Below are 25,410 nucleotides of genomic sequence, written 5' to 3' on the forward strand. Positions count from 1 at the left end.
GGCGCGGCGCCGCGCCCTGGCACTCGGCGGACTCGCCGTCGTTCTGCCGGTGTTGTTCCTGACCTCGATCGCGGTCGGCCCGGTGACGGTTCCGCTCGACGACACCCTCCGGGTCCTGACCGGCCACCGCCCGTCCGATCCTCGGTGGACCGTGGTGATCGAGACGATCCGGCTCCCGCGCGTGGTGACGGCCGCGCTCGTCGGCGCCGCCCTCGGCGTGGCCGGGATGCAGATGCAGACGCTGTTCCGCAATGCGCTCGCCGATCCGTTCTCGCTCGGCGTCAGCTCGGGCGCGAGCCTCGGCGTCGCCCTCGTGGTGATCACCGGGGGCGCGGCCGGCTCGGTCTCGGCCGGGTTCACCGCGGACCTTGCCGGGATGGGCCGGGTGGGCGTGGTCGTGGCGGCGGCACTGGGGGCGGCGGCGGTGCTCGCGGTCATCCTCGTGCTGTCGCGGTGGGTACGTCAGGCTGTCACCTTGCTGGTCATCGGCGTCATGCTCGGATCGGCGGTCTCGGCGGTCGTGTCCGTGATGATCGTGTACACCGACCCCCAGCGCGCCCAGCAGTTCGTCCTGTGGGGGCTGGGCAGTTTCTCCGGGACCACCTGGGCGGACCTGCGGGTGCTCGCGCCCCTAGTCGGCGGCGGGCTGTTGTTGGCGCTCGCGTCGGCCAAGCACCTCAACGCGCTGCTGCTCGGCGAGAACTACGCCCGCACGATGGGTTTGAACGTACGCCGCACCCGGACGCTCACCCTGCTCGGCGCGGCCGTCCTCGCCGGATCGACCACGGCCTTCTGCGGCCCGATCGCCTTTGTGGGCCTGGCCGTTCCGCACCTGGCGCGGGCCCTGATCGGCACCTCCGACCACCGCGTCCTCGGACCGGCGTGCGTCCTCACCGGCGCCGGCCTGGCCCTGATCTGCACCCTGCTGAGCCAGCCACCGGGCACCGACGCGGCCCTGCCCGTCAACGCCATCACGTCGCTGTTCGGCGCGCCCGTCGTCATCGCCGTACTGCTCCGCAGCCGACGCGTCCTCCAGGGAGCGGGATGACCACCACCACAACCGACGAGCGCGGATTGCGCCTGCACGACCTCACGGTCGGACACCGGGTACGCGGCTCGTTCGGCCGACGCCGCGCACAGGCCGTGCTGACGGGCCTGCGGGCACAAGCGCGTCCTGGCGAACTCACCGTTCTGCTCGGCCCGAACGGCGCGGGCAAGTCGACGATCCTGCGCACGGTCTGCGGACTGCAACCCTCCCTCGCGGGGTCGGTCACCGTCGCGGGCCGCGACGTGGCCCGCACTCGCCCCGGCGAACTGGCCCGCCTGCTGGCGGCGGTGCTGACCGACCGGGTGGACGCCGGGCTGCTCACCGCCCGCGAGGTCGTCGCCCTCGGGCGCCATCCGCACACCGCCGCCGGCGGCCGCCTGACGTCGGCCGACCGCAACGCCGTGGAGCGGGCGCTCGCCGACACCGGTGCCACCGGGCTCGCGCACCGGCAGCTCGCCGAACTTTCCGACGGCGAACGCCAACGCGTCCTCACCGCCCGCGCGTTGGCGCAGGATCCGGACACCATCGTCCTCGACGAGCCCACCGCGTTCCTCGACGTGCCGTCGAAAGTCGCCCTCAACCTGCTGCTGCGCGACCTCGCCCGCCGAGGGGGCCGTACTGTGCTCGCCACCACGCACGACCTCGAACTCGCGCTCCGCGTCGCCGACCACGTGTGGCTCGTCGGCCGCGACGCGGCCCTGCACACCGGGGCACCGGAGGACCTGGTGCTCTCCGGCGCGCTCGGCGCGGCCTTCGACACCCCCCCACCTTGCATTCGACGCTGCCTTGGGTGCCTTCACCTTGCGCCAGGACGCCTTGGCCCGCGTCCGACTGAACGCAGCCGACGAACTCGCCCCGATCCTCACCCGGGCCCTGGCCCGAGAAGGAATCGCCGTGACCGACACGGACGGCGAACTCGCGGTCACCGCCACCGAGTGGGGTCACTACCAAGTCCGGCACCGGGAGGCGGCGTCTGTCGTCCACACCACGGTCGCGGAACTCCTGAGGCACCTGCGGACCACCGTCCCGAGCCGTGGAGAAACGCCGACGACGAGGCCGACCACCCACGACGGACCGTCCTCCCGAAGGAAGGAGCCTGTCCCATGACTGCCGCCGCGCCCCCGGGCATGCCCGAACTGCTGCACGAAGTCAGCCTCATCGGCCCGTACTTCGCGGTCACCGCCGGCCCCGCCCCGGCCGGCGCGCGCCCGCTGGCCGATCTGTACGACACCGGTGAGAGCTCGCCCGTATCGCACGGCATCGCCCGGGTGGCGGCGCGCCTGGGCACGCACGAGCCCCGGGTCGCCGCGTCCACCCTCCAGTTCGGAATCGCCGCCCGCCTGTGGTCCGTCGCCCTCGGCTGCGCGGCACTCGGCCGGACCGTCCCCGACCTGGCCCCCGGCACAACCCACTGGAGACTGCCCGCATCCGGGCCCATCGACCTGTGGGCACCCGACCCCGCCACCGGTGATGAACCGTCAGACGACCTCCCGCGCCTGGCCGACAGCCTCCACGACATCGTCACCGAACGGCATCTGGCTCCCTTCGGCCGGGCCGTCCGCGCCGCCACACCCGTCGCCCCCCGACTGCTGTGGGGCAACGCCGCCTCGGCACTGGCGGGCGCCGCACGCGTCCTGCACACGAGCCTGCACGGTACACGCCCCGAAGCCGCACAGACGGCGCTCGACCTTGCCGGGCTGCTCACCGAACGCGGAGCGCTGCGCGGGACCGGCCACTGGGCACCCGAGCCGCCGTACTGGCGCCGGGGGAGCTGCTGCCTGTACTACCGCACACCCGGCGGCGGCCTGTGCGGAAGTTGCCCGCTGACCACGAACCCGTCCCGTCGTCGCCGTACCGAAAGCGAGGCAACCCGATGAGGCCCACCACCCCGGAACACGCCGTCGTCCGCAACGAAAGCGGCCGCACCGAACACGTGTGGTCCCTGCCCACCGACGAGGCCACCCTCCTCGACCTCGTCACCACCGTCTTCACCGCCCACTGGGCGGCCATCCACTTCGGCGTCCTGATCGAAGGCGCCGCCTGGGAGGTCGCCGCACCCGGCCCGCCGAGAAAAATCGTCATGTACGACGGGTACGTCACCGTCGACTTCGGCCGCTGGCACTTCCACCTGTGTATCGGCGAACACACCGCCTCGGGACCGGAGCTCGGCGCGATCCGCCGCTGCTCCCGCGCCGAGCTCTACCGCGGCCTGGGCGCGGACGGCAACCCCACCACATGGGGACTGCGCCTGTTCAACGGCCGCGAAGAACAGCAGATGACGGTCATGCTCCCCAACCCGTTCCTGACGCACGATCAACAAATTCTCGACGCCCCCGACTTCGCGCACCTCGCCGCCTGGGACGCCCTGCGCGAGCGATTCCTCGGGCTCGCACCGGACCCTCTCGACCGCAACGGTCGTGGTTTCCGGCACGGATGACTCCGCAACCGGGGCTGCGGGCAACCAGTGCTGCGCCAGGCACCGTTCCCGGCTCGAGTGTCAATCCCGCGCCGGGTGACCCTGGCCGCGATCCTCGCATTGGCCGGCAGGACGAGAAGGCGGTCGCGCGGGGCGGTACGGTCCTGGCGCCGATCGCCAGGGCTGTCGCAGGGACCGGCTCATGGCAACAGGGGCCCGCGGCCGACGGTCATGCGAGGCGCCGCCGTGGACGCGTTGCGTCCGAGGGCCGCGACGATGCCTCGGCAAGCGGACATTACTCGGCCGCTTCTTCGGCGGTGTCGCGTGGTCAGGAGTGGAGCAGCCTGGTGCGCAGGAACGCCAGGATCTCGTCACGGGCCCGCACCGTGGGGTGGCCTTCCTCGTCGACGAGGTGCGCGGTCACCACGCTGTGCGGCGTCCCGACCACGTCGCGGAAGAACGGCGGCGGGGTCGGGTTCGCGCAGGCCCCGGGAAGCACGCGTTCGTCGAAGCGGTCGCCGAGCAGGTGCGCGTACGCGGCGAAACGTTGGCCGGTGCACCACTTGTCGTTGTCGAAACGCAGGCCGAGTGCGTCGAGGCCGTCGCGGTCGAACCGTTCGCGGATCATGGCGGCGTCCTCGGGTGACAGTTCCAGCGCGGCCGGGTCGTCCAGCGGTAGCGATGGCTGGCAGAGGACGGGGGCGATCACGGCAGGCTCCAGCGCCATGGTCAGCGCGAAGTTCCCGGTGAAGCACATCCCCACCGCGCCCACGCCCGGCCCCCCGCACGCCCGGTGTGCGTCACGCGCCAGCGCCCGCAGCCACTCCGCGACGGGGCTCGTCCCGCCGCCCGCGAACGCGCGGAACTCCCGGCTGACGCAGGCCCTTCGCAGGACGGGCTCGGCATGCTCGACCGTCGGGTACGCGCCGTCGACGCCGAAAAGCGACGGCATGTAGACGGTGAACCCGGCATCGCGCACACACCGGGCGAAGCGCACCACGTCCGGGCTGATGCCGGGCATCTCCGGCATCACGACGACGGCGGGCCCCGCACCCCCCACATGGACGGTTCTCGCGTGCCCCATGTACTCCACGGTGTGCTTCGCGAAGCCGTCGAAGGCGTGCACCCCGTCGGTCGACGGCGGGACATGGTCGCCGAGCATCGGCACCTCCATCTATACGACCGATCGATCGTCTATCCGGCCAGGCAGACTACACGATCGGTCGGTCGTATAGGATGGTTCGATGGCAACCCCTTCCGCCGACGGCCGTCGCGCTCGGGGCGACCGCACACGGCACGAGGTCGCCCGCCAGGCCGCCCTGTCGGCGACCGTCCACGGCCTCGACGGGATCACCGTGGGCTCCCTCGCGGCACAGACGGGGCACAGCAAGAGCGGCATCCTCACGGTGTTCGCCAACCGTGAGGCGATCCAGATCGCGGCCGTGGCCGAAGCACGCGCCCTGTACCTTCACCACGTCATCGAACCGTCGCTGCAATCGGCCCCCGGCCGACCCCGCCTGCGGGCGCTGCTCGACCACTGGCTCGCCTACCTGCGCGAGCGCGTCTTCCCGGGCGGGTGTTTCATCACCACCACCACGGTCGAGTACGGCCGCCGCGAGGGTCCGGTGGCCGACGCGGTCCGCGACCTGGCCCGCGAGTGGCTGCTTCTGCTGGAGAACGAACTGGTCGGCGCGGGCAGCAGCACGCCTGCCGACGATGCGTTCCGTATCGACGCCTATCTGCGGGCCGCCCACACCCGCTTTCAGATTTTCGGTGACGAAACCGTCCTGGACCGAGCCCGTCGCCTCGCCTGGGACGTCATCGAACGCGGGTAGACGCAATGGCAAGAAGGGCGGGTGGCCGTCGGGCCGGAGCCTTCCGCAGGGGCGGCTGCTGCGCCGCAGGCGTGGCCACGGCCGCGAGGCCGCGCGATGATGGAGGTGTGTGAGGGGCCGCTATCGAGAAACCGGCGGAGCGAGACCTGCGGTAGTCCCCATGAACGGCGAACCCAACCGACCGAAGTCGGAGCGTGCACGCAAGGCAGCCGCTCTCCGCGAGGCGGAAGCGGCTCGGGAGCGGCGCCGCAAAATCGCGATCGGCGCGGCGGCGGTGCTTCTGGCGGGCGGCCTGGCCGCAGGCCTGACCGCCGTTGTCGACTCCGGTGGCTCGTCCTCGTCGAGACCGGTCGCGATGCAGATCCAGGGGGTGGAGACGTTCGCCGTGGCGTCCCGCACCCACGTCGAAGGCGCAGTGCAGTACCCGCAGAACCCGCCGGTCGGCGGTGACCACAACCCGGTGTGGCTGAACTGCGGCATCTACGACACTCCGGTGCCGAATGAGAACGCCGTCCACGACCTCGAACACGGCGCGGTCTGGATCACCTACCGGCCCGACCTGCCGGCCGAGCAGGTCGAAGCGCTCAAGGCATTCGTGCGCGGGCAGACATTCGTCGACCTCAGCCCCTACCCCGGCCTTCCCGCCCCCGTCGTCGCCTCGGCTTGGGGCGTGCAGTTGAAACTCGACTCGGGCTTCGACCCGCGCCTGCCCGAGTTCGTCGACGCCTACCGGCAGGGACCGCAGACCCCCGAGCCGGGAGCGCCGTGCACCGGCGGAGTCGGCACGCCGACTGGATAGCTTTCCGGGCGTCGGTTCGGGCTCCCGGCGGAGGGGGAGCGGCAGCCGCACACGTGACAGCGTCCTCTGGCGAAGGCGAGCCCTCCCGGTAGGCGCGAGAGCTGATTGCAGGGACACGGCACGGCCGCTCACCCGGGGGACCGCCATCTGCGTGGGGAGATCACCCCGAGTCGAGGCTTGCCGCCGCGATCGCCGGGCCGAATGCCGATCCCAGCAGGTAGCACAGGTTGAACAGCCCCACAGCAGTGGGAAGTTGGTCGCCGGGCGCGGCTGAGGCCGCCCGAACGGTGAGGATGGCCTGCCCGGACGCCGCGGCGAGCGAACCTGCGGCCATTGCGGCCAACAGCACCGGAAGAGGGGGATGCGTGGAGACCACCATCGGTGCCGCAGCCCCGGTTGCGAGCAGTGCTCCGGTCACCACGGCCGGGCGTCCGCGCTGGGAGCAGGCCACCATGAGCCACGACAGCGCGCCGCCCGCCAAATAGGGCCACAGCATGACCAGTCCGATCCGGTTCGCAGTCCAGCCCCAGCCGTCTTCGAGCAGGTGCGGTGCGGCGTAGAGAATCCCGAAATTGGACACCGCGAGTGCGAACGCCAGGGCGGCGGCTGCGACGAACCGTGGTGCTCGGACGACGGCGAGTGGTACGAAACCGTCCGGCCTGGCGCGCATGTGGACGCCGAGCGCGACGGCTGTGACAGCCGCGACGGCGGAGCCGGCAGCCGCCTCGTGCGGAATGAGAACCAGGCCGGTGACCAGCACGGTCAGCAGCAGTGCGCCACGCACGTCCGCCGGTGTCTGTGCCGTGGGCCGGGCATCGCGAGCGAGCGGCCCGCTCCGGGAGACGTACGGCACTGCGAGCAGCGCGACCGCGGGCAGCAAATACACGACCCGCCAGGACGCAGCCTCGGCCAGCCAGGAACCGGCAAGCGGCGATACGGAACCGATCACGGCCAGGGAGGCGGTCACCAGGCCCGTGGTGCGCGGCGTCTCGGCCAGGCTCAACGCCGTGGCCGCCAGACCTCCCGCCCCGATGCCCTGGAGCGCACCGGCCCCGATCAGGGTGGGGAGGATCGGGACGGCAGCCCCGAGAACGACGCCGGTCGCGAGTACCGCCGAGCACATCAGCACTGCCGCCCTCGCCCCACGCCGCGCCGCCAGGCCACCCGCCAGCGGCGTCCCCACCGCGACACCGCCGCCGAAGGCGGTCACGATCCATGTTGCGGCGGCGACTGTCACCCCGAGTCCGTGCGCGGTGTCGTCGAGGACCAGAGCCGGAGCGGCGATGCCGCACGACATGGGCCCGGCGAGGAGAACGAGTGCCAGGGCCGGTATGCGGCTACCGGACGGCCGACAAGCCGCGCCGGCCCGGGAGGGACGGCCCATCGCCACCGCACCGCGGTCAGGTGTCTTGCGCATTTTCGGTGTTCCTCTCCGAAGAGGTGTCGAGCAGGTGCCCCCGCGTCGGCTGCCGCGGCTTCTGTCGGCCTTGCGGCGTGACTCGTATGTCGCGCAGGAATTCGCCGGGGGAGGGGCCACCCACGAGCTCCCGGGCCGGCGCACCGCCTCATGCACCGGCCCGATCGGAGGCACGCGAAGATTCCTCGTCGTGCCGGAGATCACGCCGCGTAGGGGCGCGCCTGCCGACCCTCGCGCAGGGTGTGGGCCCACCACGTCAGTTGGTCCAGCAGCACCTGCGCGGCTTTCTCGGCGGGGCTTCCGGCCGGCGGGCGCCCGTCCTCGCCGAGCGAACCGTCGTAGAGATTGAAACTGACGCCGTCGCGCATGGTGACCGCGTGCAGTTCGGCGAACACCTGGCGAAGCTGCTCCACCGCGCGCAAGCCCTGGGCCAGGCCTCCGTAGGAGAGGAAGCCGACGGGCTTGGCCCGCCACTCTTCGTACGGCAGGTCGATGGCCTGCTTGAGCGAGGCGGGATAGCCGTGGTTGTACTCCGGTGTCACGACGACGAACGCGTCCGCGGCATCCACCCGGGCAACGAACTCCGCTGCCGCGCCGGTGAGTTGTGCCGGATGCCTGGCGGGGAAGTCGAACTCGGCCAAGTCGACGGTGTCGACGGCGAGGTCCGCTCGCTCCCGAGCGCAGTCCGCGAACCACTCGGCGAGAGCCAGTCCCGCCCGCCCCTCGCGGGTGCTGCCGATCAGCACGGCGACGGTGAGCGGGTGAGGGGACGGGGCCGCGGCTCGGTATGCGGGGGGAGTCATGTCTTCTCCTCCGGTAGGTTGCGTCTTCAACCGGAGGGCGTGAGAAGCGATCTCACGGCTGTGACACGCGCTCTCGCGGGGAGCCGTGGGCGGTCGAGGGAAAAAAGATCGAGGTCAATGGCGACGGAAATGGTCGGGCGCGCACACCAGTTCGCGCTCCTGCGAGCAGCGGTGACCCGGGCACTCGCCGGCCGCGGTGGCGTGGTGCTGGTCACCGGGGAAGCCGGCATCGGCAAGACGACGCTCGTCTCCGAGACGGCAGCCTCGCTCGGGAAACCCGGCGACGACGACGGGGCCTTGGTCGTCGCCACCGTGTGCCAGGGGGCGGAGGGCACGCCGGGCTACTGGCCCTGGGCTCAGATCGTCCGCCGCCTGCGCCGCGACCTGCCCGCCGGGCAGTGGAGGCGTGCCGCCGACGCCGCGGGAGGCGACCTGTCGTTCCTGCTCGGCGGCACCGCCGCCCGTCCAGCCGATGCCCGTCCCGGCGAACCCGGTCCGGACGACGCGGCGCTGCGCCTCCACGACGCGGTGACCACACTGCTTGTCACCGTCTCCGACGACCGTCCGCTGGTCGTCGTGCTCGACGACCTGCACCGCGCGGACCCGGCATCGGTTCGGCTCTTGAACCACCTCGCCCACCACGTCCCGTTCGAGCGGATCCTGCTCGTCGCCGCGTACCGCGATGTCGAGGCCGAGGCGCCGGGCCACCCTTTGGCCCGGGCCCTTACGGACCTCGCGGCGAAAGCGACGACGGTGACACTGACCGGCCTGGACGCCGCCGAGGTCGCCGTCCTGATGACGCGTACGGTCGGCCGCGAACCGGAGCCCGAGCAGGCTGCCGAGGTTTGGCGCCGCACCGGCGGCAACCCGTTCTTCGTCGAGCAGACCGTCCGGCTGTGGCACAGTTCCGGCACGCTCGACTCCGTCGCGCCCCGCGTCCGCGACGCGGTCGAACACCGTTTGGCGTACCTGCCGCCGAAAGCCGCGGAACTGCTCGGCGTCGCCGCCGTCCTCGGACACGACTTCACGCGGCGGCTGCTCGCCGAAGTCGCCGCGGTCGCGCCCGCGGAGCTCGACGCGCTCCTGAACCAGGCCGTCACCGCCCGATTGGTCATGGTTCGGGGCGCCGGCCGTTTCGCGTTCGCGCACGACCTCATCCGCGAGACCCTCTACGACGCCCTCGGTGAAACCGACCGGCGCCGCCACCACGCCGCGGTCGTGCGCAGCCTCCGTCTCTCCGCCGCCCGAGGGGAGCCGGTGCTCCTGTCCGGGCTCGCCAGACACGCCGCCCTGGCCGTACCCGAGGTCACGCCGACCGAAGCGGTGGGGCACATCGTCACCGCGGCCCGTGACGCCTCGGCCCGCCTCGCCGCCGAAGAGGCAGCCGCCCACTACCGGTCCGCCCTCGACCTCCTCCCTCGCGACCGGATACGCGAACGCGCCGAAATCGCCCTCGAATTGGGGCGGGAAGGCGAACGTGCCGGCGACATACCCACCGCCCGCCGGACCCTGAACGGCGTCGTCGCCGCCGCGCGGGAACTGGACGACGCCGTACTGCTGGCACATGCCGCAGTCGGGTTGTACCGGCTCGGCAACCCCACGGGGAAGGACCGCAGCGAGGTGGACCTCCTCGACGAGGCCGCCGCCGCCCTGACCGCCCAGGCGTCCGGCGAGACCGCGCTGCTGGCCCGCGTGCTGGCCGCCGCGAGCATGGCCCGCACCCACCAGGCCTTCGACGACGAGACGGGCCGCGACCTCAGCGCCCGAGCCGTCCGGCTCGCCCGTTCCGCGGACGATGCCGACGCCCTCGGCCGGTGCCTCCTGGCCCGGCACGACGCGCTGTGGGAGCCGGGCACCGCCCGCGAACGCCTTGCCGTGCTCGACGAGACCAGCGCGGCGGCCCGCCGGTCCGGCGACCGCGAACTGCTCGTTCAAGCCTCGGCGTTGCGTACCCTCGCCCTGCTGGAGGAAGGCGACCCCCGGGCACACGAGGAGCACGCGGCCTACGTCGCCGCCACCGAGCGTCTCCGCTTGCCCCGACCGCGGTACTTCGCACTGATCCGCCGTGCCGCCTTCGCGACCCTCACCGGCGATTTGGACGACGCGAAGGCGTACGCGGACGAAGCGCGCGCCCTCGGCGAGCGGATCGGTGACGCCGACACCCACCGCATGTGGCGCGACCTGAGGTGGGCGATCGACATGCTCCGCGGCGACTTCGACGGTCTCGACGACATCTTCTACGCCCGCGGCCCCGACACCGACCGGTGGGTGCGCCTGCTGGCCGCGGTCACCGCCTTCGAACGCGGCGACGACGCCGAGGCCTTGGCCCTGAGCGCGGATGCCGAAGAGGCGAAGGCGACCATGCCACGCCGCTTCGCACCGATGTGGCTGCGGTACGAGGCCCAAGCCGCCGCCGCGTCCGCGGACCCGCGCCGCTGTGCGGCGGCCCGCAAAGCCCTGGCACCGCTCACCGGTCGGTGGCTCGTCGTCACGGGAGGTGCCGTGGTGTGCGGACCGACGGCGTATTGGACGGCCGGGCTCGACGCCGCCCAAGGACATCTGGACGCCGCAGTCGCCGGATACACCGCCGCAAGGCAGGCCGCCGACCGTCTCGGCGCACGGCCGTGGTCGGCCCTGTCCGGCGCTCGGCTCGGTGAGGTCCTGCTGCGGCGCGCGGCCGAGGGCGACGCCGCCCGCGCGGACGCCCTGCTGGCGGAGGCCGAACGCACCGCGACCGCCCTGGGCATGCCGCGCCTCGCCCACACGTGCCGCGACCTTCGCGCGGCACCGACACCGTACGGCGCTCCCGAAGGCTCGGAACCGCCGGCCGACAACGTGTTCCGCTTCGACGGGACGGTATGGACGATCCGCTTCGCGGGCCGCGTGATCCATCTGCCGGACGCCAAGGGCCTGCGAGACCTGCACACCCTGCTCGCGCGACCCGGTACGGCGGTGTCCGCGGTCGAACTGCTCAACCCCGCCGGTGGACCCACCGCCTCGGCCGCGGCGGGAATGGGCGCCGACGCGGTCCTCGACGAGGCCGCCAAGACCGCCTACCGGCGCCGACTCGCCACACTCGATGACGAGATCGACCGCGCGGTGACCCGTCATGACGACCGCCGCGCCGCGGAACTCGACGCCGAACGCGAGGCCCTGCTCGACGAACTGAGACGATACACAGGCCTCGGCGGCCGTCCCCGCCGCCTGGGCGACACCGCCGAACGCGCCCGACAGGCCGTGACCGCACGCGTCAGGCACACGCTGCGGCGCCTGGCCGACCACCACCCCGCGCTCGCCGACCACCTTCAGGCGTCCGTCACCACCGGATCGCAGCTGTGCTACCGCCCGGCCGAGACGACCCCATGGCAACTCGGCCGCGACAGCGCCGAGCCGGCCGACCACTGAGCCGCCTCCGGCAAGGGCGCAGCGACTCCGCTGGGGTCTCGAGCCCACGCTGCCCTCCCAGGCGTGCGGTGACCAGGTCTTGCGGGCCTCCGGGTAGCGGTCTCTCTCGTGCCGGACCGAGGCCGCCGGCATCGCCGACGACCTCGACGGGCCCGCGTCCCGCACCAACGACCGGCGGGGCAACCTCGACCGCGGCCTGTCCCCGAAGTCACGCCCACCACGGGGGCGGCAACGGAGCCTGCGGCTGTGGGCCGCCGCAGCCGCAGGCGCGCTGGGGGGCCTCCGGGCGTGCCGTGGATGTCGGCGAGCCGCTCGAGTGCCCGGCCGGCCGGACGCCCGGACAGCGACGGCGACCCCTGAGCAGGCCGGTGGGCGAGTGGCCCGGACGCTGATTCCCCGTTGGGGTCAGGCGGTCTGCTCGGGGCCCTCGAGGGAGTCGAGCCAGCGGAGGAGGCGGGTCCCCTGGCGGGTCATGATCTCCGGGTCGCGGAGGGCGTTGGTCAGGAGCGACATGCCCTGATAGGCGGAGATGAGGGTGACGGCCAAGTCGTCCGGGTCGGGCAGGCCGAGGCAGCGGAACTGGTGCCCGGCCCACTCCAGCAGGCGCCGGATCACTGTTCCGGCCTCCGCGTCGAGGGTGCCGTCGGCGCGTTTGTCGAGTTCGACGGCGAGGGTGCCGGTGGGGCAGCCGTGGCGGGCTGCGACGTCGCGCTGGTCGATCCATGCTTGGATCAGGGCCTTGAGGCGGTCGCGCGGGTCGGGCAACCGGTCCAGCCGGCCGGTGAGTTCGTCCAGCCTCGCGCTGTGTTCGGAAAGCGCGGCCAGAACCAGCTCATCCTTGGTCTTGAAGTAGTAGTAGACGTTGCCGACGGGTACGTCGGCCGCGCGCGCGATGTCGGCGAGGGTGGTGCGCTCGACGCCCTGCTCGTGCAGGACCCGGGCCGCTTCTGTCGTCAGTCGGCGGCGTTTGTCGGCCGCCCGTGCCCGGGGCTTCGTTGAGTCAGTCACCCAACTCACTATAGACAACGGCCAGAGGAGCCGTGCTACGTTCTCCTTGTATTAGTTAGTCAACTAACTCAAATGAGAGGATCGTCATGATCGTGGTGACAGGCGCGACCGGCAACATCGGACGGACGCTGATGCCCCTGCTGGCCGAGCGGGGCGGGGACGTCGTGGCCGTCTCACGCCGCCCGCAGCCCGACGGGCTCCCGGTCGGCGTCAGGCAAGCCCAAGCCGACGTCGGGAACAGCGCGAGCATGCGCTCCGTCCTCAACGGCGCCGACTCCTTCTTCCTTCTGCTGGGCGGCGAGCTCAACGGCCACGGCGAAAGCCCGAACGCCCTGATCGACACGGCACTGGAAGCCGGGGTCAAGCGGATCGTTTTGCTCTCCTCCCAGATCAACTCCACCCGCCCCGAGGCCCCTTCGCACGCACGCCTGCGCGACTTCGAGGCCGCCGTGCGCGCCTGCGGAGCCGACTACACGATCCTGCGTCCGGGCGGGTTCTCCTCCAACGCCTTCGCCTGGGCCGAGCCGATCCGCGCCAAGCGCACCGTCTTCGCGCCGTTCGGCGATGTGGCACTGCCCGTCGTCGACCCGGCGGACATCGCCGCGGTTGCCGCAGCCGCACTGAGTGAAGAGGGACACGCGGGCCGTACGTACGAGCTGACCGGACCCGAGGCCATCAGTCCGCGCCGGCAGGCAGACGTGATCTCCCAGGCCTTGGGCGAGGACATCGCCTTCGTGGAACTGTCCCGGGACCAGGCACACGCCCACATGGCGCAGTTCATGCCCGAAGAGGTCATCGACGGAACCTTGGACGTACTCGGCCTCCCCCTGCCGACCGAGCAGGCGATCAGCACTGATGTGGAGGATGTCCTCGGCCGCCCGCCCCGGCCCTTCAGTGAATGGGTCGCCCGCAACCTGCCGGCCTTCCGATAGAACGTTCCCCGGGCGCGTGCAAGGCAGCGCGCCCGGGGAACGTGTCGGAGCCGGCCGTAAACACGCGCACTGCCACGTTGACACCAGGCGCACGCCGCGGTCGCCGAGTGCGTGTCAGCCGAACATCGCCGACCACACAGGGCCAACAGCCGAAGTCGTCCCAAAAGGCCGCCTCCCGACTCCCGTTGCCCGAATCCGACCTACGTCGTGCTCCACCGGTGAGGTCGACAACCCGGCGAAGACCGGGGGTTCGCGGAGGGCGGGCATGGAATCCGGTGCCCGGCCACGGGCATACACTGCAGTTTCCCGGTGCCGACGGTCACGGCCACCATCACAGCGGATTGGAACAGCCCTGCGCCTTCTGGACGAGGCGGTGGCCGCCGAGATTTACGCGTCGGCGAAACAACTGGCTCGGTCCGGCGCGCAACCGCTCCGAGGGGTCAGTTCCTCGAACTGGATCGTCTCGCACCCGGCCACCGGGCCGGTCCTTGTCCGGCAGCCGTTGGGTACGAACCGAGCAAGACGGGTCCGTGCCGCCAACGAAGCCGGACTCCTCGCAGCGCTTGCCCCACGGCTGGACTTCGTTCCGCAACTGCTCCACGTGGCCGGTAACTTGGACCAGATCCACGAAGTGAAACCCGGCGTCACGGTGACCTCGCTCGGTTCGCCCGCGCCGGACGCGCTGCCCTCGGTCATGACCGGCCATCTGGCACGAATATCGGACTTCCCCCTCGCGGAACTGCCGCCACGCCTGCGGCGAAGGTTGGGTGGAGGTAGCCCCGACTCACGGGTCTTCGCGGGCGAACTGCTCGAGGAAGCAGCGGCGGCGTGGGACCGGGCAGAAGCGGCTGTCCCGGGCGTGACCGAGGTCTACACCCGCCTGGGGGCAGGGCCGCGAGGCCTCGCCGAGATCCGCCGTGCGGTGCACCGATTCCACTTACGGGAACTCGTCGTCGTCCACACCGACTTGCACACGGGCAACGTTCTCGCGACCACCGTCGCCAACGCGCCGAGGCGTGTCCGGGACGTGTCGGTGATCGACTGGGAGCGAGGATGCATCGGCGATCCGCTGTTCGATTTCGTCAGGCACACCATTTCCGCCAACTACTCTCAGGAACAGGTTGATTCCGCCGTTCTCGCCTATGCGGACAGGACCCGCCCGGAGATCCGGGCGGGCCTCGCCGAGGACTGGGCTGGGTACATGCGCATCAACCTTGCCCGTCGCAGCGCCTTCGGCACCGAGCAGGCCGCCAAGAAGCTGCACCGCTTGCGCAACGCCGTCAGGCGCAGAGACGGCGCGGCTGAAAGCGAATTGCATCTGTTGGCCCTCCAGGAGACCAACCGTCTCAATACCGAGTTGAGTGACCACCGCCAACCGCAGACCATGTCACTCGATGCGGTCGAACGGGAGTTCCGGCGGTACGTCACCAGCGGGCCCCGGCGGCCTTCGGACGTCGGACTCACGCCGATCGCCGAGACCTTGGCGGCTCGGGCATCACCCCTTCGACATGCCCCCCAATCGACTTCCTACGGCGCCTCGACGCGCAGGAGTGCACGAGAGCAGGTCCGAGGCCGACAGGACGGAAATCTGGGACGGGCGTTGGACCTCACGCTTCGACGATCTTGACCACCACGACCCCTGCTGTCCACCGCGCATGGGACCACGCCCAGGCAACCCGCGTCATCCCCGGCGCGGCGCCCGACCGCAGGTGCTGTGCAGCGGCATGACCGACTGCCCGCACTTGTCGGTGTGAACCTCTCACCTCTAACGTCCCTTGGTCCCGCTCAGGTCAGGGACTCGAAGTACGCCTTCTGCGCGGGGTAGTAGTCGTCGAAGTCGGGCCGCGGCCCGCCCGTGCGTGCGGCGGTGAGCATGTCCAGGTAGTACTCCCAGCCCGGCCCGGTCTCGCCGAGGTGCTCGGTGGAGGAGAGGTGATGGACCAGCTGTAGTTCGGTGGTGCCGTCGGCCTCGGCCAGCAGCAACTCCATTGACCAGACGCCGGCTTCGTCCTCCATCGAGACGGCCAGGCGGTGCGGCGGCTCGCAGGCTTCGATCCGCAGCGGGCACCAGGGCGCCGAATCCTCGAACACCATCTGCACCTCCACGGTGTGGCCGACCGCCGCCTCGCCGCGCCACGGGCCGAACCAGCGTGCGGTGCGCTCCGGTTCGGTGACACTCGCCCAGACGTCGTCGGCGGAGGCGCGGTAGGTGCGGGTGAGGATCAGGTCGTGCCCTGTTGGCGTGGGGATGAGTCGTCCGGTGGGCTCTAGGGTCACGCTGTGTCCTCCTTGGGGTGATGCGCGGTGTGCTGATCGTGGGCGGGCTCGGCCCGACGGCGGTCCCGCCGCGTGCGGTGGACCTCGGTGTCCAACGCCGCCAGACGCTGCGACCAGTCGGTGCTCCGGGTGTCGAACTGGGCGAGCCAGGCGGCGAGATCACCCAGCCGGGACCGGACGAGCGAATAACTTCGATGGCGGCCGATCTGCTCGTCCCGGACCAGGCCGCTCTCGCGCAGCACGCGCAGATGGCGGCTGACCGCAGGGCGACTGATGGCGAACCGGGCAGCGATGTCGCCTGCCGTCAGCGGGGTGTGGCGCAACATCATCAAGATCTCCCGTCGCACGGGATCAGCTACGGCGGCGGCCACCTCGCTCAGTTCGTCCACCTCGAAAGTGTAACCCATAGGTTACGCGTCATGCTCGGGATTGACCGGGCAACCGTCTTCAGGCGATCAAGGCTTGCGATCTCGCTCGGGAAGGTACGCGCCGAAGTGATCGGCGACGATCTCCGCAATCGCAGCGGCATCGCGGGAGCCATCGACGGTGAGTACGTGGATGCCGAGCTGCCGGGCCTTGCGGACCGCATCTTCGGCAACGAGTCGATCGCGGGCCAGCCGGTTCGCCTGCGCTCGGGCGGGGTCGCTGACGCGGTGGCTGACCGAGGAGGCCCGGGGAAGTTCGCGTACCTGCTGTTCGCGGAACTCGGGCGTGGGCACCATCACGATCATCCGGCGCGGTGAGTCGATGATGGGTGCGACGAGTTCGGGTCGAAGTCCCCAGCCCTCGGCGATGATCGGGTGGCCTGACACCAGCGCCCGCAGGTCGTCGAGGGCCCAGCGGAAGCGTTCCGGGAAGCCGGCCAGGGTCTCGTCGGCCATCTCTTCCGGAGTGGTGTCGACCCAAGCCTTGTCAGGGTCGGGGGCAGCGGCAGGCTCGCCGAGACCGACGCGGCGGGCGATCCTGCGATCGTTGTGGCCCCGCGCATCGTGGTAGTCGTAGTGGTAGGCGGTGACGCCGTACTGGACGGCCAGCAGACGGGCGACGGTCGACTTCCCGGCCCATTGGCCGCCCCCGATCCACAACGTGCGGCGCAGTGTGCCGAAGGGATCCCAGACTTCACCGTCGGCGAGAGAGCCGTGACCGGTCATCGGCTGTCCTCCTTCTGCTGACGTACGGCGACTGACTGCGGCGGCATGGGCGGCCCGGCCCTCAAGGGGATCCACCGGGTCGGTCGGGAATTCGGATCCGACTTTGGGGCGCGACACCGCGGTTCAGCGGTGTCCTGTCCGACGGGTCCTTGCCTTCGTCTTACCTGATCTTGTTCGGTGCGCAGTCCCGGGACAAGGTCACGTGAGAGTGTCCGGCCGGGCCGCGTCCACGGGTTCCAGGACGAAGACGGGGATCACGCGGTCGGTCTTCTCCTGGTACTCGGCGTACGGCGGATACGCGGCGACCGCGCGCTCCCACCACTTCGCCTTCTCGTCCCCGGTGACCTCACGGGCCGTCATGTCCCGGCGCACTGCCCCGTCCCGGAGCTCCACGTGCGGGTCGGACGTGACGTTGAAGTACCAGACCGGGTGACGCGGGAAGCCTCCCTTGGAGGCCACGGCCGCGTACCGCCCTTCGTGTTCCACGCGCATCAGCGGGATCTTGCGGATCTTGCCGGTCTTCGCGCCACGCGTGGTGAGAATGACGACGGGCAGGCCCGTGTCCCAGAGCGTCCCCCCTTGCGTGCCGTTTGAGCTCTCGTACAACTCGACCTGTTCACGCACCCATTGCGCCGGACTCGGCTCGTACTCGCCCTCAAGAGGCATCGCGTCACCCCGTCGTCGCTTGCGGACCATCACTGGCGCAATCCAACACAAAACCTCGCGCGGAGGCGAGACCGCCGTTCTGGCCATGCTGCGCCGCTACTTCGCACCGCGGGGCACGGACGCTGACCCGCCGTCGTCGCCGACCGGCAGAGAAGGAGGTACCCGGTTGTACCGGAGAGACAAGTCGGGCCGTCTCACGTGAAGCTGTCGCAGCACCCTGATCCGGCGTCAGGTCTGCGCTGCGAACCTGATCCTGAGATGCCGAGCGCCCGGCATGACATGAGTCAGCGGACGGACCCGCAGGTCGCGAGAGCGACATCCGCCATGAACCGGGAGATCTACACCCGTATGCGTTCAGCCGACGCGGCGGCCGGCAGCCCCCCAGGCGGTTGTTCACCGGCCTGCCGGTGTCCGTCGCAAACACGGGAGCGCGCCCGGCAGCGGGCGACGAACAAAAGCGAACGTTGTCGACTCCGCTCACCGGGCCGCTCAGGAGAAGTCTGCGGCGGTGATGCCGTCGGGGTGGCCAGGCGGCCACTCCACCAACTCGATCCGGTAGCCGTCCGGGTCCGTGAGCCACGACGTCTTCGGGCCGTGGGGGCCGCCCGGGTACTGGACCGGTCCCGGGTCCAGGCCGGCGTCGGTCAGCCGCTCCAGGGTGGCGGCCAGTGCGTCCACCTGGATCGCGAGGTGGTCGACACCGCTGCCCACATCGACGGGTCCGTCGGCGGGACGGTGGACCAGTTCGAGAGAGGCCGCCGGTTCGCCGGGGAAATGGAGGATCACGAGGTGACTCCCGTCGCCGGTCTCGACCCTGCCCAGTTCGGCGTAGCCGAGGGCGGTGTAGAAACCGAGCGAGCGGGCCAGGTCGGTGACGCGGAAGGCGACGAAAAGCGTTTTCACGCGGCCTCCTCGGGCCGGCGCACCCGGTAGCGGAGGTGCGTGACGTCTCGGTCGTCGAGCCGCCGGACGAGGTCGAGTTCGATGTGATCGCCACCGAGGTGCTCGAACAAGCGTCGGCCGTCACCGAGGAGGGCCTGAACCAGGTGGATCTCCATCTCGTCGATGTGCCCGGCCCGGAGGAGCGCTTGGGCCGCGCCCGCCCCATGGACCATGACCGGCCGGTCCCCGGCTGCGGCACGCGCCTGACGGGCGCAGTCGTCGACGTCGGTGACGAAGCGCGCGTGGCCGGGGGGTACGTCCCCGTCGTCCGCATGGTGGGTCAGGACGAAGATCGGCACACCATCGTGATGGTCTCCCTGCCAACGCCCGGCGAGTTCGAAGGTCGGCGGCCGGAGATCACCGCGCCGGTAGCCAGCGCCTCGCGATAGACCCGTCCGCTGGGACCGTCGGATTCCCGGTCGTCGAGCCAGTTGAAAAGTCGTCCGCCGGCACGTCCGAGCTCCTGGCCCGGTCGATCGTCGGGACCGGCGATATAGCCGTCGAGCGACATCGACATGTACAGCCGAATCGGATTGCGCATTCCGGCCTCCATCACTCCTCCATGGACGGGGACGCTCCGTTTCCCGCCCGTCGGGGCGGGAGCGTCAAAGGGGAGACTGCCGGCAGCAGCCGAACTCATCGCCCCGGCGAGGCGTGAATCCTGAGCAGTCGATCAGTCGCCACGGTTCGGCCTGCACAAGCCGCGACTCGGTTTGTGCCGCATGCCGCTCCGGACGACGATGGCGGCATGACGACGACGTTTGTGAGAGTCACCGTGCATTCGGACGAGGACGCCGCAAAGGCCGAAGCCGCCCTGGGACGGCTCCGGGACGACGTACCCCCCGCGTTCGGGGACGACTCCGGCACCCGAACCATCGAAGCCGTCTTCGACGGAGACCGCCGTCTGGAAGCCGAGGCCGCACTGAAAGGCACCGGTCTCAGGTACCAGGTCATGGCGGACGACGAGTGACGATGAGCGAGCCAAGCTCCGAGCAGCGCCACGGCCCGAACCCTTCCGGACCGGCCGGGGCCTCACGCGAGCTTGGTGGGCGCGGCCAGGCAGGTCGGTCGCGACCTGGGTCACGGTGCGCCAGGTGTAATCCTCTTCGCCCCCGGTGTGCCGCGAGCTGCCAAACCTTCTTTCCGGCGCTATCCCAACTTCATGCTGGCCTCAGAGGCGAGCCAGGCCAGGCCTGTGGGGTCCAGGTCCTCCGTCGGATCGGGCGCCGGCTCGGTGCGGCCCGCGCGAGGTGTACCCAGCAACTCCTTGCCGCGCTCAAGGGTGATCACCGGTGCGAGCAGCGGATCCGCGAGCAGACCGACCGGCGCGAGCACGTCGTGGGCGGGTGGACGCCACAGCGGCAGGCCGGCGCGGAGCACGCGCCACGCGCCGTCGCAGTCTCCCCATCGCGCCAACTTGCGTGCGCGGTCGACGACTTCACCGAAAGGGCCCGGCGGTTCGTACGCGAACGTGCCGTCGTGGATTCGTTGGGCCAGCTCTTGGACCTCGGCCGGCTGTTGCCTGGTGACCTCCTGCGTTCTCCACCAGGCGGGACGAATCGCGAGGGCCACGCGGGCGGGCAAGGTCTCGGCCCGATGCGCCGAGCCGGTGGGCAGACCGGACAGGCCGGACCACGGGTGGTGGCCGAGGAACGCGTCGAACCAGCAGACCAGTTCATGAGTACCGGGCCTGCCGAACCGGGCTGCCTGCGAGAAGACGTTGGCTGCGCGCTCCCAGCGGCCGGAGAGAGCCTCCTCGCGCGCGAACCGCCGTCGACGAGGCCGACCCGTTGACGGCCCGACTCCCCGACTGGTACGTATGGACCCCGCACTAGTTTGAACAAACGTTTAAGCAAGTGGCGCATGGCGGGTCGGCCCGCCGCCGATGTGTCAGTGACCTGCCGCTTCCTGATGGGGACGCCGAGTGCGCGTTCCGTCGTGGGGGGCCGGAGGTCGGGAACCGTCAACGTAATCGTCGTCGTGGAGGTCCAGTGAATCTTGAGGGACGTTCGGCTCTTGTCGCAGGCGGGGCCGGTGGCCTTGGCGGCGCCACGGTTCGGCGGTTGGTCGAACTCGGTGTAGGCGTCGTGGTGTTCGACAGGAACAGCGACCGGGCCGCCAAACTCGCAGCAGAGGTCGGGCCGCGCGCCGTCGCCGCCGGCGGTGACGTCAACAACGACGATGATGTGGCCGCGGCCATCGCCGCCGCCCAGTCGCTCGGCACGTTTTCCATCGCGGTGATGGCGAGCGGCGACGTCCCTCCGTCGCCACGCCTCGTCGATGCCGAGGGAACGCCGATCAGCCGCGAACTGCTGACCGGAATGCTCGAATTCCACGCCCTCGGCACCTTCAACTTCGCGCGGCTCACCGCCGCGGCCTTCGCCGCCAACGAGCCGGACGAGGACGGCCAGCGCGGCGTCATCGTGAACACCGCGTCCATCGCCGCGTTCGACGCCCAGGCCGGGCAGGTCGCCTACGGCGCCGCCAAAGCAGCCGTCGCCGGCATGACCCTGCCCATGGCCCGCGACCTGGGCCCGCACGGTGTTCGTGTCTGCGCCATCGCCCCCGGCATCATCGCCACCCCGATACTTCCGCCCGGCTCCGAGATCGAGCGTCAGTTGGTCGAGGGCGTCGTCTTCCCGAAGAGGCTGGGGCACTCCGAGGAGTACGCCCGGCTGGTCGAGGCGATCGTGACAAACCCCTACCTCAACGGCGAGAACATCCGGCTTGACGGCGCAGCGCGGCTGCAACACCAATTCGCGTGATGTGGAAGGGGGTTGGGACGGTTCTGCATCACCGCGGGTGAGTCACGCGAGGGTCCGGCGCACCCGTCACGCGCCGTTCGGTGGTTCTGGGCGGCTTTGATCGGCTGAGTGAAGGCGCGCGTAGTGCGGCTCGCCTGCCGGGCCGCCGGGGGCTGTCGTGCTGCGGTGGCACAGTCCTGCTTGGTGATGCAGTGTGCCTTGCGGCAGCGTCGGCGCAAGGAAAGGGGTCACGCGGTGGCTCCCGGGCACCGCGCGACCCCGGCTGGGCTGGTCTTCGGTTCGCGGCCGATCCCTGGGTCTGCTGTCGGGCGCTGCCTCGTGGTTGCCGCTGGTGGGCCTGGGGGCGTGTGGAACGCGCCTGGGTCCACCCGTGGTTGCAGCGGTGTGTCCCGCGCTTCCCCTCTCAGGGCAGCCGAGGGCATGTTCGGCCATGCGGGCGGGCCGGAGTGATCGCCGACCGTGGTTGTGTGAGGCGGCGTTTTCCCGGAGGAGGCGATGCGAGGCAGGAAGAGCCTGGCAGAGCCTGTGGATGGCCGCGACAGCGGAAGCCTTCAGTGCAATGCGTGAGTCTCTTCGACCTCTTCGACCTCTTGGGTGGCGGAAGCGGTCAGCGCGGGCATCAACACGTGGTCGACGATGTTCTCGGCCAACTCGGATGTCGGTTTGTCGCCGGTCATCAACTCCTGGATCATGAGCGGACCGAACAGCACGCGGTCGACCAGCACAAGAGCGGGACTGTCCGTGATCTCGCCCCTTTCCAGTGCTCGGGCGAGAATCCGATCGAGGCGCTCCAGCCCCGGCACGATCAGGATGTTCCGAAGCGCCTGCGTCAGTTCCTCGTCGGCGCCGGCCGCTTGCCAGATGCTGATCATCGAGTCCGATGTGGACAGCTCCCCGAAAACGCGAACGGCCAGCGTCCGCAGGTCACCGCGCAGTGTCCCGGTGTCGATGTGCGCCAGCAACTGCTGCTCGTCGGAGCGGGCCTTCAGGGCGACGGTCACCATTTTGGGCTTGCTCTCCCACTGGCGATAAAGGGTCGCCGTGCTGCTTTTCGTGCGCTTTGCCAACTCGGTCAAGGTGACCTTCCGGTAGCCGACCTCGGCAACCAAATCCAGTGCTGCTTCCAGCAGTTCACGCTCGCGTGCTGCGGAGAGCCGTCCCCGGCGGGGTCCGGCCGAAGCGTCGGCGGCCATGTTCGTTCTCCTGCGATGCGAGGGTACTTCGGGGCCCTCAACCTAGGCCGCAGCTCAGAGAAAAACAAGGTTTCGAAAATTGGTTTTTCGGTCTCGGGAGTCACCCGGCACCCCGGAGCTCCGCCGTCGTCGGTGGCGGCTCGACGGTTCCGATCGGGACGGTGCCCTGGAGTGATTCGGGCGGGGGGAATTATTGAACAGATGTTCATTTTGTGCGGCCATGTCAAGCACAATGCCCCTATGACTACCCGCGCTCGCAGAGGATCCAGAAACCCCGAGACTCCGCAGACGCTGCTGGATGTCACAGAGCGACTGATGCTGAAGGAGGGGTATGCCGCCGTCGGGATCAGGCGGGTGGCACGCGAGGCCGGTGTCGCGCCGGCGCTGGTCCTGTACTACTTCCCGACCCTCGACGACCTTTTCCTTGCCGTTCTGCGGCGACGCGCCGATCAGGAGCTGGAGCGGCAGGCCCGGATCGGGCAGTCGGCGCACCCGTTGGCGGCGCTGTGGAAGGCGAACGGCAGCCCCGGCTCCGCCTTGATCGCGGAGTTCGCGGCGCTGGCCAACCACAGCGAGGCCTTCCGCGCCGAACTCATCGCACGCGCCGAGCGGTACCGGGATCTCCAGCACGAACACCTCAGGCAAATGATCGCGGAGGGCAGTCTCGACATCGGCGGCGCCCCGCCCATGGCCGTCGTCGTACTGACAACCGCGATCGCCCGCGTACTGGTGAACGAGAGGCACCTTGGGCTGACGACCGGCCTGGAGGAGACCATGGCCTACATCGAGGACCTCCTCCGACGGTACGACGGGCCTCCCTCGGGCCGCCGACTTGAAGGCGGGCACGTCGAAACCGCGTGACCGGCCACGACGGCGGCCGTCGCCGTCGTGAGTCCGACTTCGGGCCGCACCGGCGGCCCGACGCGGAGCCTGCTGGTCCTGTCGCGCGGGCAGGCTGACCCTGGACGGCAGTTCTCACGCCGTGAAGAGACCGGCCCCGTTGACGCTTTCGTATCGCGGCTGGTAAGCATGCTCCAGCACTTATTAAACAACTGNGCAGGCTGACCCTGGACGGCAGTTCTCACGCCGTGAAGAGACCGGCCCCGTTGACGCTTTCGTATCGCGGCTGGTAAGCATGCTCCAGCACTTATTAAACAACTGTTCACATACGCGGCGCGGTGGCGCAGCGGCGCTGCGCATTGCCGCCCCCTGCCACGCCATGGGTCGGGGGCTCTCTGTCCCGAATGCCGTGACGTCCCTTGATGATTCGCACCCCTCGTCCGGCGCCCCAGGCGGGGCCGCACAAGTTTCTGCTCGCACGGTCAGCACAGCTCCCCAGCGCGCAAGGAGTGAGACGTATGACAAGTCCGAACTCGACGATGGTCGGCTTGCCTGAACGGGATGTCCGCGTCGCGGTACCGGCCGGTCACCACCTTGGGACGGCGTCGGGGGTTGCGGCATGAAGGCGCTGCGGGGTTCGGGCGGTCGGGCCGTGCTTGCGGACGTCGACGAGCCGCCGGGCGAGGGCGAGTTGCTGTCGATGCGGGCTGTCGGGATCTGCGGCTCGGACGTCATCATGATCGCCCAGGGAACGGAAAAAATCCTGGGGCACGAGCTCGTCGGTCTCCGCGCGGACGGCACCCCGGTCGTGGTCGAGTCGCTGTTCGGGTGTGGGGAGTGCGATCCCTGCCTGGGCGGGCAGTACAACCTGTGCCGCGGGAGCCACAATCGCGCCTTGGGAGTGCTCGCGGACGGCGGGATGGCCGAGCAGTTCCGTGCGCCGTCGAGGAGTCTGGTCGAACTGCCCAAGGATCTGGACATCAGGAACGGATCTCTCGTCGAGCCCGCGACGGTCTCCTGGCACGGTGTGCGTATTGCGGGCACCGGGCCCGGCACACGTGTGTTGGTGGTCGGCGGCGGATCGGTGGGCCTCCTCGCGGTGGCCGCGGCCCAGGCGCAAGGAGCCGCCGAGGTCAGTCTCCAGGCCCGCTACGCGCACCAGAAAGAGGCCGGCGAACGTCTCGGCGCCACAGAGCCGAGCGGCCTCTACGAGGTTGTGATCGAGGCGGCGGGCTCCGCGAGCGGACTGCGCGATGCCGTGGACCGGCTCGCGCCAGGGGGGACACTCTCGGTGCTCGGCGTGCAGTATGTCCCTCTCGACATCCCGTACACCGACCTCATGGTCAAGGAAGTGCGGCTCATCGCGTCCATGGGCTACTGCACCCACGGCGGAATCCGCGAGATGCAGCAGGCCGCCGAGATGCTCGCGGCCCGGCCCGAGATCCCCGAAATGCTGATCACCCACCGCTTCCCGCTGGCGGACGCCGAACACGCGTTCCGCGTCGCGGGAGACCGAAAGTCGGGTGCCATCAAGGTCGTTGTCGAGATCGACTGAGCAACTGACCGCATATGGGGACCGCTTGGGTGCTCCCATGTCGGTCGCTGTACTCCGATACCTACGAACGCATCCTCCAGCGAGCCGGCTTTTCGCAGGCTCGACGGGGCAGCTCGGCCACCGGCGTTTGCATGTACGACGCGCTCGGGGTGTTCGGCCGACGTCGCGTCCGCACACTGCTCGCGAAGCACGATGCCACCGCGTCCCGGCCCAAAACGTCTGGTCGACCCCGCCCAAGCCCCTTGAAACGCCCTTCTCGACTTGGTTGTTGGCCTCCCACATCTCCCCGAGGAGCTGAAAGCCACGATGGTCACCACAGGCCGCCTCGCCGGCAAAGTCGCCGTCATCACCGGTGCGG

At 70.3% G+C, this 25,410-nt stretch carries 23 protein-coding genes and 1 pseudogene; 12 read left to right on the forward strand and 12 right to left on the reverse strand.

Going from position 1 to position 25,410, the window contains the following annotated elements:
* The 3 genes from ACRX5W_RS26960 to ACRX5W_RS26970 all read left to right on the forward strand — a co-directional run.
* Window positions 1-1,048: FecCD family ABC transporter permease (locus ACRX5W_RS26960; RefSeq protein WP_436790925.1), on the forward strand; the 1,048-nt coding region annotated here is incomplete at its 5' end.
* On the forward strand, window positions 1,045-2,925 hold the full coding sequence (locus ACRX5W_RS26965) for an ATP-binding cassette domain-containing protein (protein ID WP_436790926.1): 1,881 nt from the start codon (window positions 1,045-1,047) through the stop codon (window positions 2,923-2,925). The genes ACRX5W_RS26960 and ACRX5W_RS26965, both read left to right, overlap by 4 nt.
* Window positions 2,922-3,485 (forward strand): DUF7676 family protein, encoded by a 564-nt coding sequence (locus tag ACRX5W_RS26970; protein ID WP_436790927.1) that lies wholly within the window; start codon window positions 2,922-2,924, stop codon window positions 3,483-3,485. Before ACRX5W_RS26965 ends, ACRX5W_RS26970 begins: the two co-directional genes overlap by 4 nt.
* A gap of 307 nt (window positions 3,486-3,792) precedes the next feature.
* Here the strand turns inward: ACRX5W_RS26970 and ACRX5W_RS26975 are convergent, their stop codons facing one another.
* Window positions 3,793-4,626 carry a dienelactone hydrolase family protein gene (locus ACRX5W_RS26975; RefSeq protein ID WP_436790928.1) on the reverse strand — a complete coding sequence of 278 codons (834 nt, stop codon included), beginning with the start codon at window positions 4,624-4,626 and terminating at the stop codon, window positions 3,793-3,795.
* A gap of 82 nt (window positions 4,627-4,708) precedes the next feature.
* Between ACRX5W_RS26975 and ACRX5W_RS26980 the strand changes: the two genes are divergently transcribed.
* Both ACRX5W_RS26980 and ACRX5W_RS26985 read left to right on the forward strand, forming a co-directional pair.
* Complete coding sequence (locus ACRX5W_RS26980; RefSeq protein ID WP_436790929.1) at window positions 4,709-5,299, forward strand: TetR/AcrR family transcriptional regulator; 591 nt, start codon at window positions 4,709-4,711, stop codon at window positions 5,297-5,299.
* Between the two features lie 160 nt (window positions 5,300-5,459).
* On the forward strand, window positions 5,460-6,098 hold the full coding sequence (locus tag ACRX5W_RS26985; protein WP_436790930.1) for a DUF3105 domain-containing protein: 639 nt from the start codon (window positions 5,460-5,462) through the stop codon (window positions 6,096-6,098).
* Between the two features lie 160 nt (window positions 6,099-6,258).
* On the opposite strand, the gene ACRX5W_RS26990 is transcribed toward ACRX5W_RS26985, so the two are convergent.
* Together ACRX5W_RS26990 and ACRX5W_RS26995 are read right to left on the reverse strand one after the other, a co-directional pair.
* Window positions 6,259-7,515, reverse strand: a complete 1,257-nt coding sequence (locus ACRX5W_RS26990) for an MFS transporter (RefSeq protein ID WP_436790931.1) — start codon at window positions 7,513-7,515, stop codon at window positions 6,259-6,261.
* 200 nt (window positions 7,516-7,715) lie between these two features.
* Window positions 7,716-8,318 (reverse strand): NADPH-dependent FMN reductase, encoded by a 603-nt coding sequence (locus tag ACRX5W_RS26995; RefSeq protein WP_436790932.1) that lies wholly within the window; start codon window positions 8,316-8,318, stop codon window positions 7,716-7,718.
* A gap of 117 nt (window positions 8,319-8,435) precedes the next feature.
* Here ACRX5W_RS26995 and ACRX5W_RS27000 point away from each other — a divergent pair, with 117 nt between their 5' ends.
* A complete protein-coding gene (locus ACRX5W_RS27000; protein WP_436790933.1) occupies window positions 8,436-11,723 on the forward strand; it encodes an ATP-binding protein in 3,288 nt (1,095 codons plus the stop codon).
* A 405-nt stretch (window positions 11,724-12,128) separates the two neighbouring features.
* On the opposite strand, the gene ACRX5W_RS27005 is transcribed toward ACRX5W_RS27000, so the two are convergent.
* Complete coding sequence (locus tag ACRX5W_RS27005) at window positions 12,129-12,731, reverse strand: TetR/AcrR family transcriptional regulator (protein WP_436790934.1); 603 nt, start codon at window positions 12,729-12,731, stop codon at window positions 12,129-12,131.
* An 86-nt stretch (window positions 12,732-12,817) separates the two neighbouring features.
* Here ACRX5W_RS27005 and ACRX5W_RS27010 point away from each other — a divergent pair, with 86 nt between their 5' ends.
* Entirely contained in the window at window positions 12,818-13,663 is an 846-nt protein-coding gene (locus ACRX5W_RS27010) for an NAD(P)H-binding protein (RefSeq protein WP_436790935.1), read from the forward strand.
* A gap of 265 nt (window positions 13,664-13,928) precedes the next feature.
* Window positions 13,929-15,290 (forward strand): phosphotransferase family protein, encoded by a 1,362-nt coding sequence (locus ACRX5W_RS27015; protein ID WP_436790936.1) that lies wholly within the window; start codon window positions 13,929-13,931, stop codon window positions 15,288-15,290.
* 158 nt (window positions 15,291-15,448) lie between these two features.
* On the opposite strand, the gene ACRX5W_RS27020 is transcribed toward ACRX5W_RS27015, so the two are convergent.
* The 6 genes and pseudogenes from ACRX5W_RS27020 to ACRX5W_RS27045 form a co-directional block, all read right to left on the reverse strand.
* Window positions 15,449-15,940, reverse strand: a complete 492-nt coding sequence (locus ACRX5W_RS27020; RefSeq protein ID WP_436790937.1) for an SRPBCC family protein — start codon at window positions 15,938-15,940, stop codon at window positions 15,449-15,451.
* A complete protein-coding gene (locus ACRX5W_RS27025; protein ID WP_436790938.1) occupies window positions 15,937-16,329 on the reverse strand; it encodes a metalloregulator ArsR/SmtB family transcription factor in 393 nt (130 codons plus the stop codon). Before ACRX5W_RS27025 ends, ACRX5W_RS27020 begins: the two co-directional genes overlap by 4 nt.
* Window positions 16,330-16,395: 66 nt before the next feature.
* Window positions 16,396-17,091 carry a hypothetical protein gene (locus tag ACRX5W_RS27030; RefSeq protein WP_436790939.1) on the reverse strand — a complete coding sequence of 232 codons (696 nt, stop codon included), beginning with the start codon at window positions 17,089-17,091 and terminating at the stop codon, window positions 16,396-16,398.
* Window positions 17,092-17,289: 198 nt separating this feature from the next.
* Complete coding sequence (locus tag ACRX5W_RS27035) at window positions 17,290-17,757, reverse strand: nitroreductase family deazaflavin-dependent oxidoreductase (RefSeq protein ID WP_436790940.1); 468 nt, start codon at window positions 17,755-17,757, stop codon at window positions 17,290-17,292.
* A 489-nt stretch (window positions 17,758-18,246) separates the two neighbouring features.
* Window positions 18,247-18,660, reverse strand: a complete 414-nt coding sequence (locus tag ACRX5W_RS27040; RefSeq protein WP_436790941.1) for a VOC family protein — start codon at window positions 18,658-18,660, stop codon at window positions 18,247-18,249.
* Window positions 18,657-19,240: pseudogene (locus ACRX5W_RS27045) on the reverse strand (dihydrofolate reductase family protein). Before ACRX5W_RS27045 ends, ACRX5W_RS27040 begins: the two are co-directional and overlap by 4 nt.
* A 207-nt stretch (window positions 19,241-19,447) precedes the next feature.
* Between ACRX5W_RS27045 and ACRX5W_RS27050 the strand changes: the two are divergent.
* The gene (locus ACRX5W_RS27050) at window positions 19,448-19,669 is read left to right on the forward strand and encodes a hypothetical protein (RefSeq protein ID WP_436790942.1); all 222 of its coding nucleotides are present in this window, start codon (window positions 19,448-19,450) and stop codon (window positions 19,667-19,669) included.
* Window positions 19,670-19,848: 179 nt separating this feature from the next.
* Here the strand turns inward: ACRX5W_RS27050 and ACRX5W_RS27055 are convergent, their stop codons facing one another.
* Window positions 19,849-20,271, reverse strand: a complete 423-nt coding sequence (locus ACRX5W_RS27055; protein WP_436790943.1) for a hypothetical protein — start codon at window positions 20,269-20,271, stop codon at window positions 19,849-19,851.
* A 419-nt stretch (window positions 20,272-20,690) separates the two neighbouring features.
* Between ACRX5W_RS27055 and ACRX5W_RS27060 the strand changes: the two genes are divergently transcribed.
* Window positions 20,691-21,464: an SDR family NAD(P)-dependent oxidoreductase gene (locus ACRX5W_RS27060; RefSeq protein ID WP_436790944.1), complete on the forward strand. Its 774-nt coding sequence runs from the start codon at window positions 20,691-20,693 to the stop codon at window positions 21,462-21,464.
* 551 nt (window positions 21,465-22,015) lie between these two features.
* On the opposite strand, the gene ACRX5W_RS27065 is transcribed toward ACRX5W_RS27060, so the two are convergent.
* A complete protein-coding gene (locus ACRX5W_RS27065; protein WP_436790945.1) occupies window positions 22,016-22,657 on the reverse strand; it encodes a TetR/AcrR family transcriptional regulator in 642 nt (213 codons plus the stop codon).
* Between the two features lie 240 nt (window positions 22,658-22,897).
* On the opposite strand from ACRX5W_RS27065, the gene ACRX5W_RS27070 reads away from it, so the two are divergent.
* Complete coding sequence (locus ACRX5W_RS27070) at window positions 22,898-23,518, forward strand: TetR/AcrR family transcriptional regulator (RefSeq protein ID WP_436790946.1); 621 nt, start codon at window positions 22,898-22,900, stop codon at window positions 23,516-23,518.
* Between the two features lie 598 nt (window positions 23,519-24,116).
* The gene (locus ACRX5W_RS27075; RefSeq protein WP_436790947.1) at window positions 24,117-25,052 is read left to right on the forward strand and encodes a zinc-dependent alcohol dehydrogenase; all 936 of its coding nucleotides are present in this window, start codon (window positions 24,117-24,119) and stop codon (window positions 25,050-25,052) included.
* Window positions 25,053-25,410 lie beyond the last annotated feature (358 nt).

It is taken from the genome of Yinghuangia sp. YIM S10712 (assembly GCF_051388935.1).
Classification (GTDB): Bacteria; Actinomycetota; Actinomycetes; order Streptomycetales; family Streptomycetaceae; genus Yinghuangia.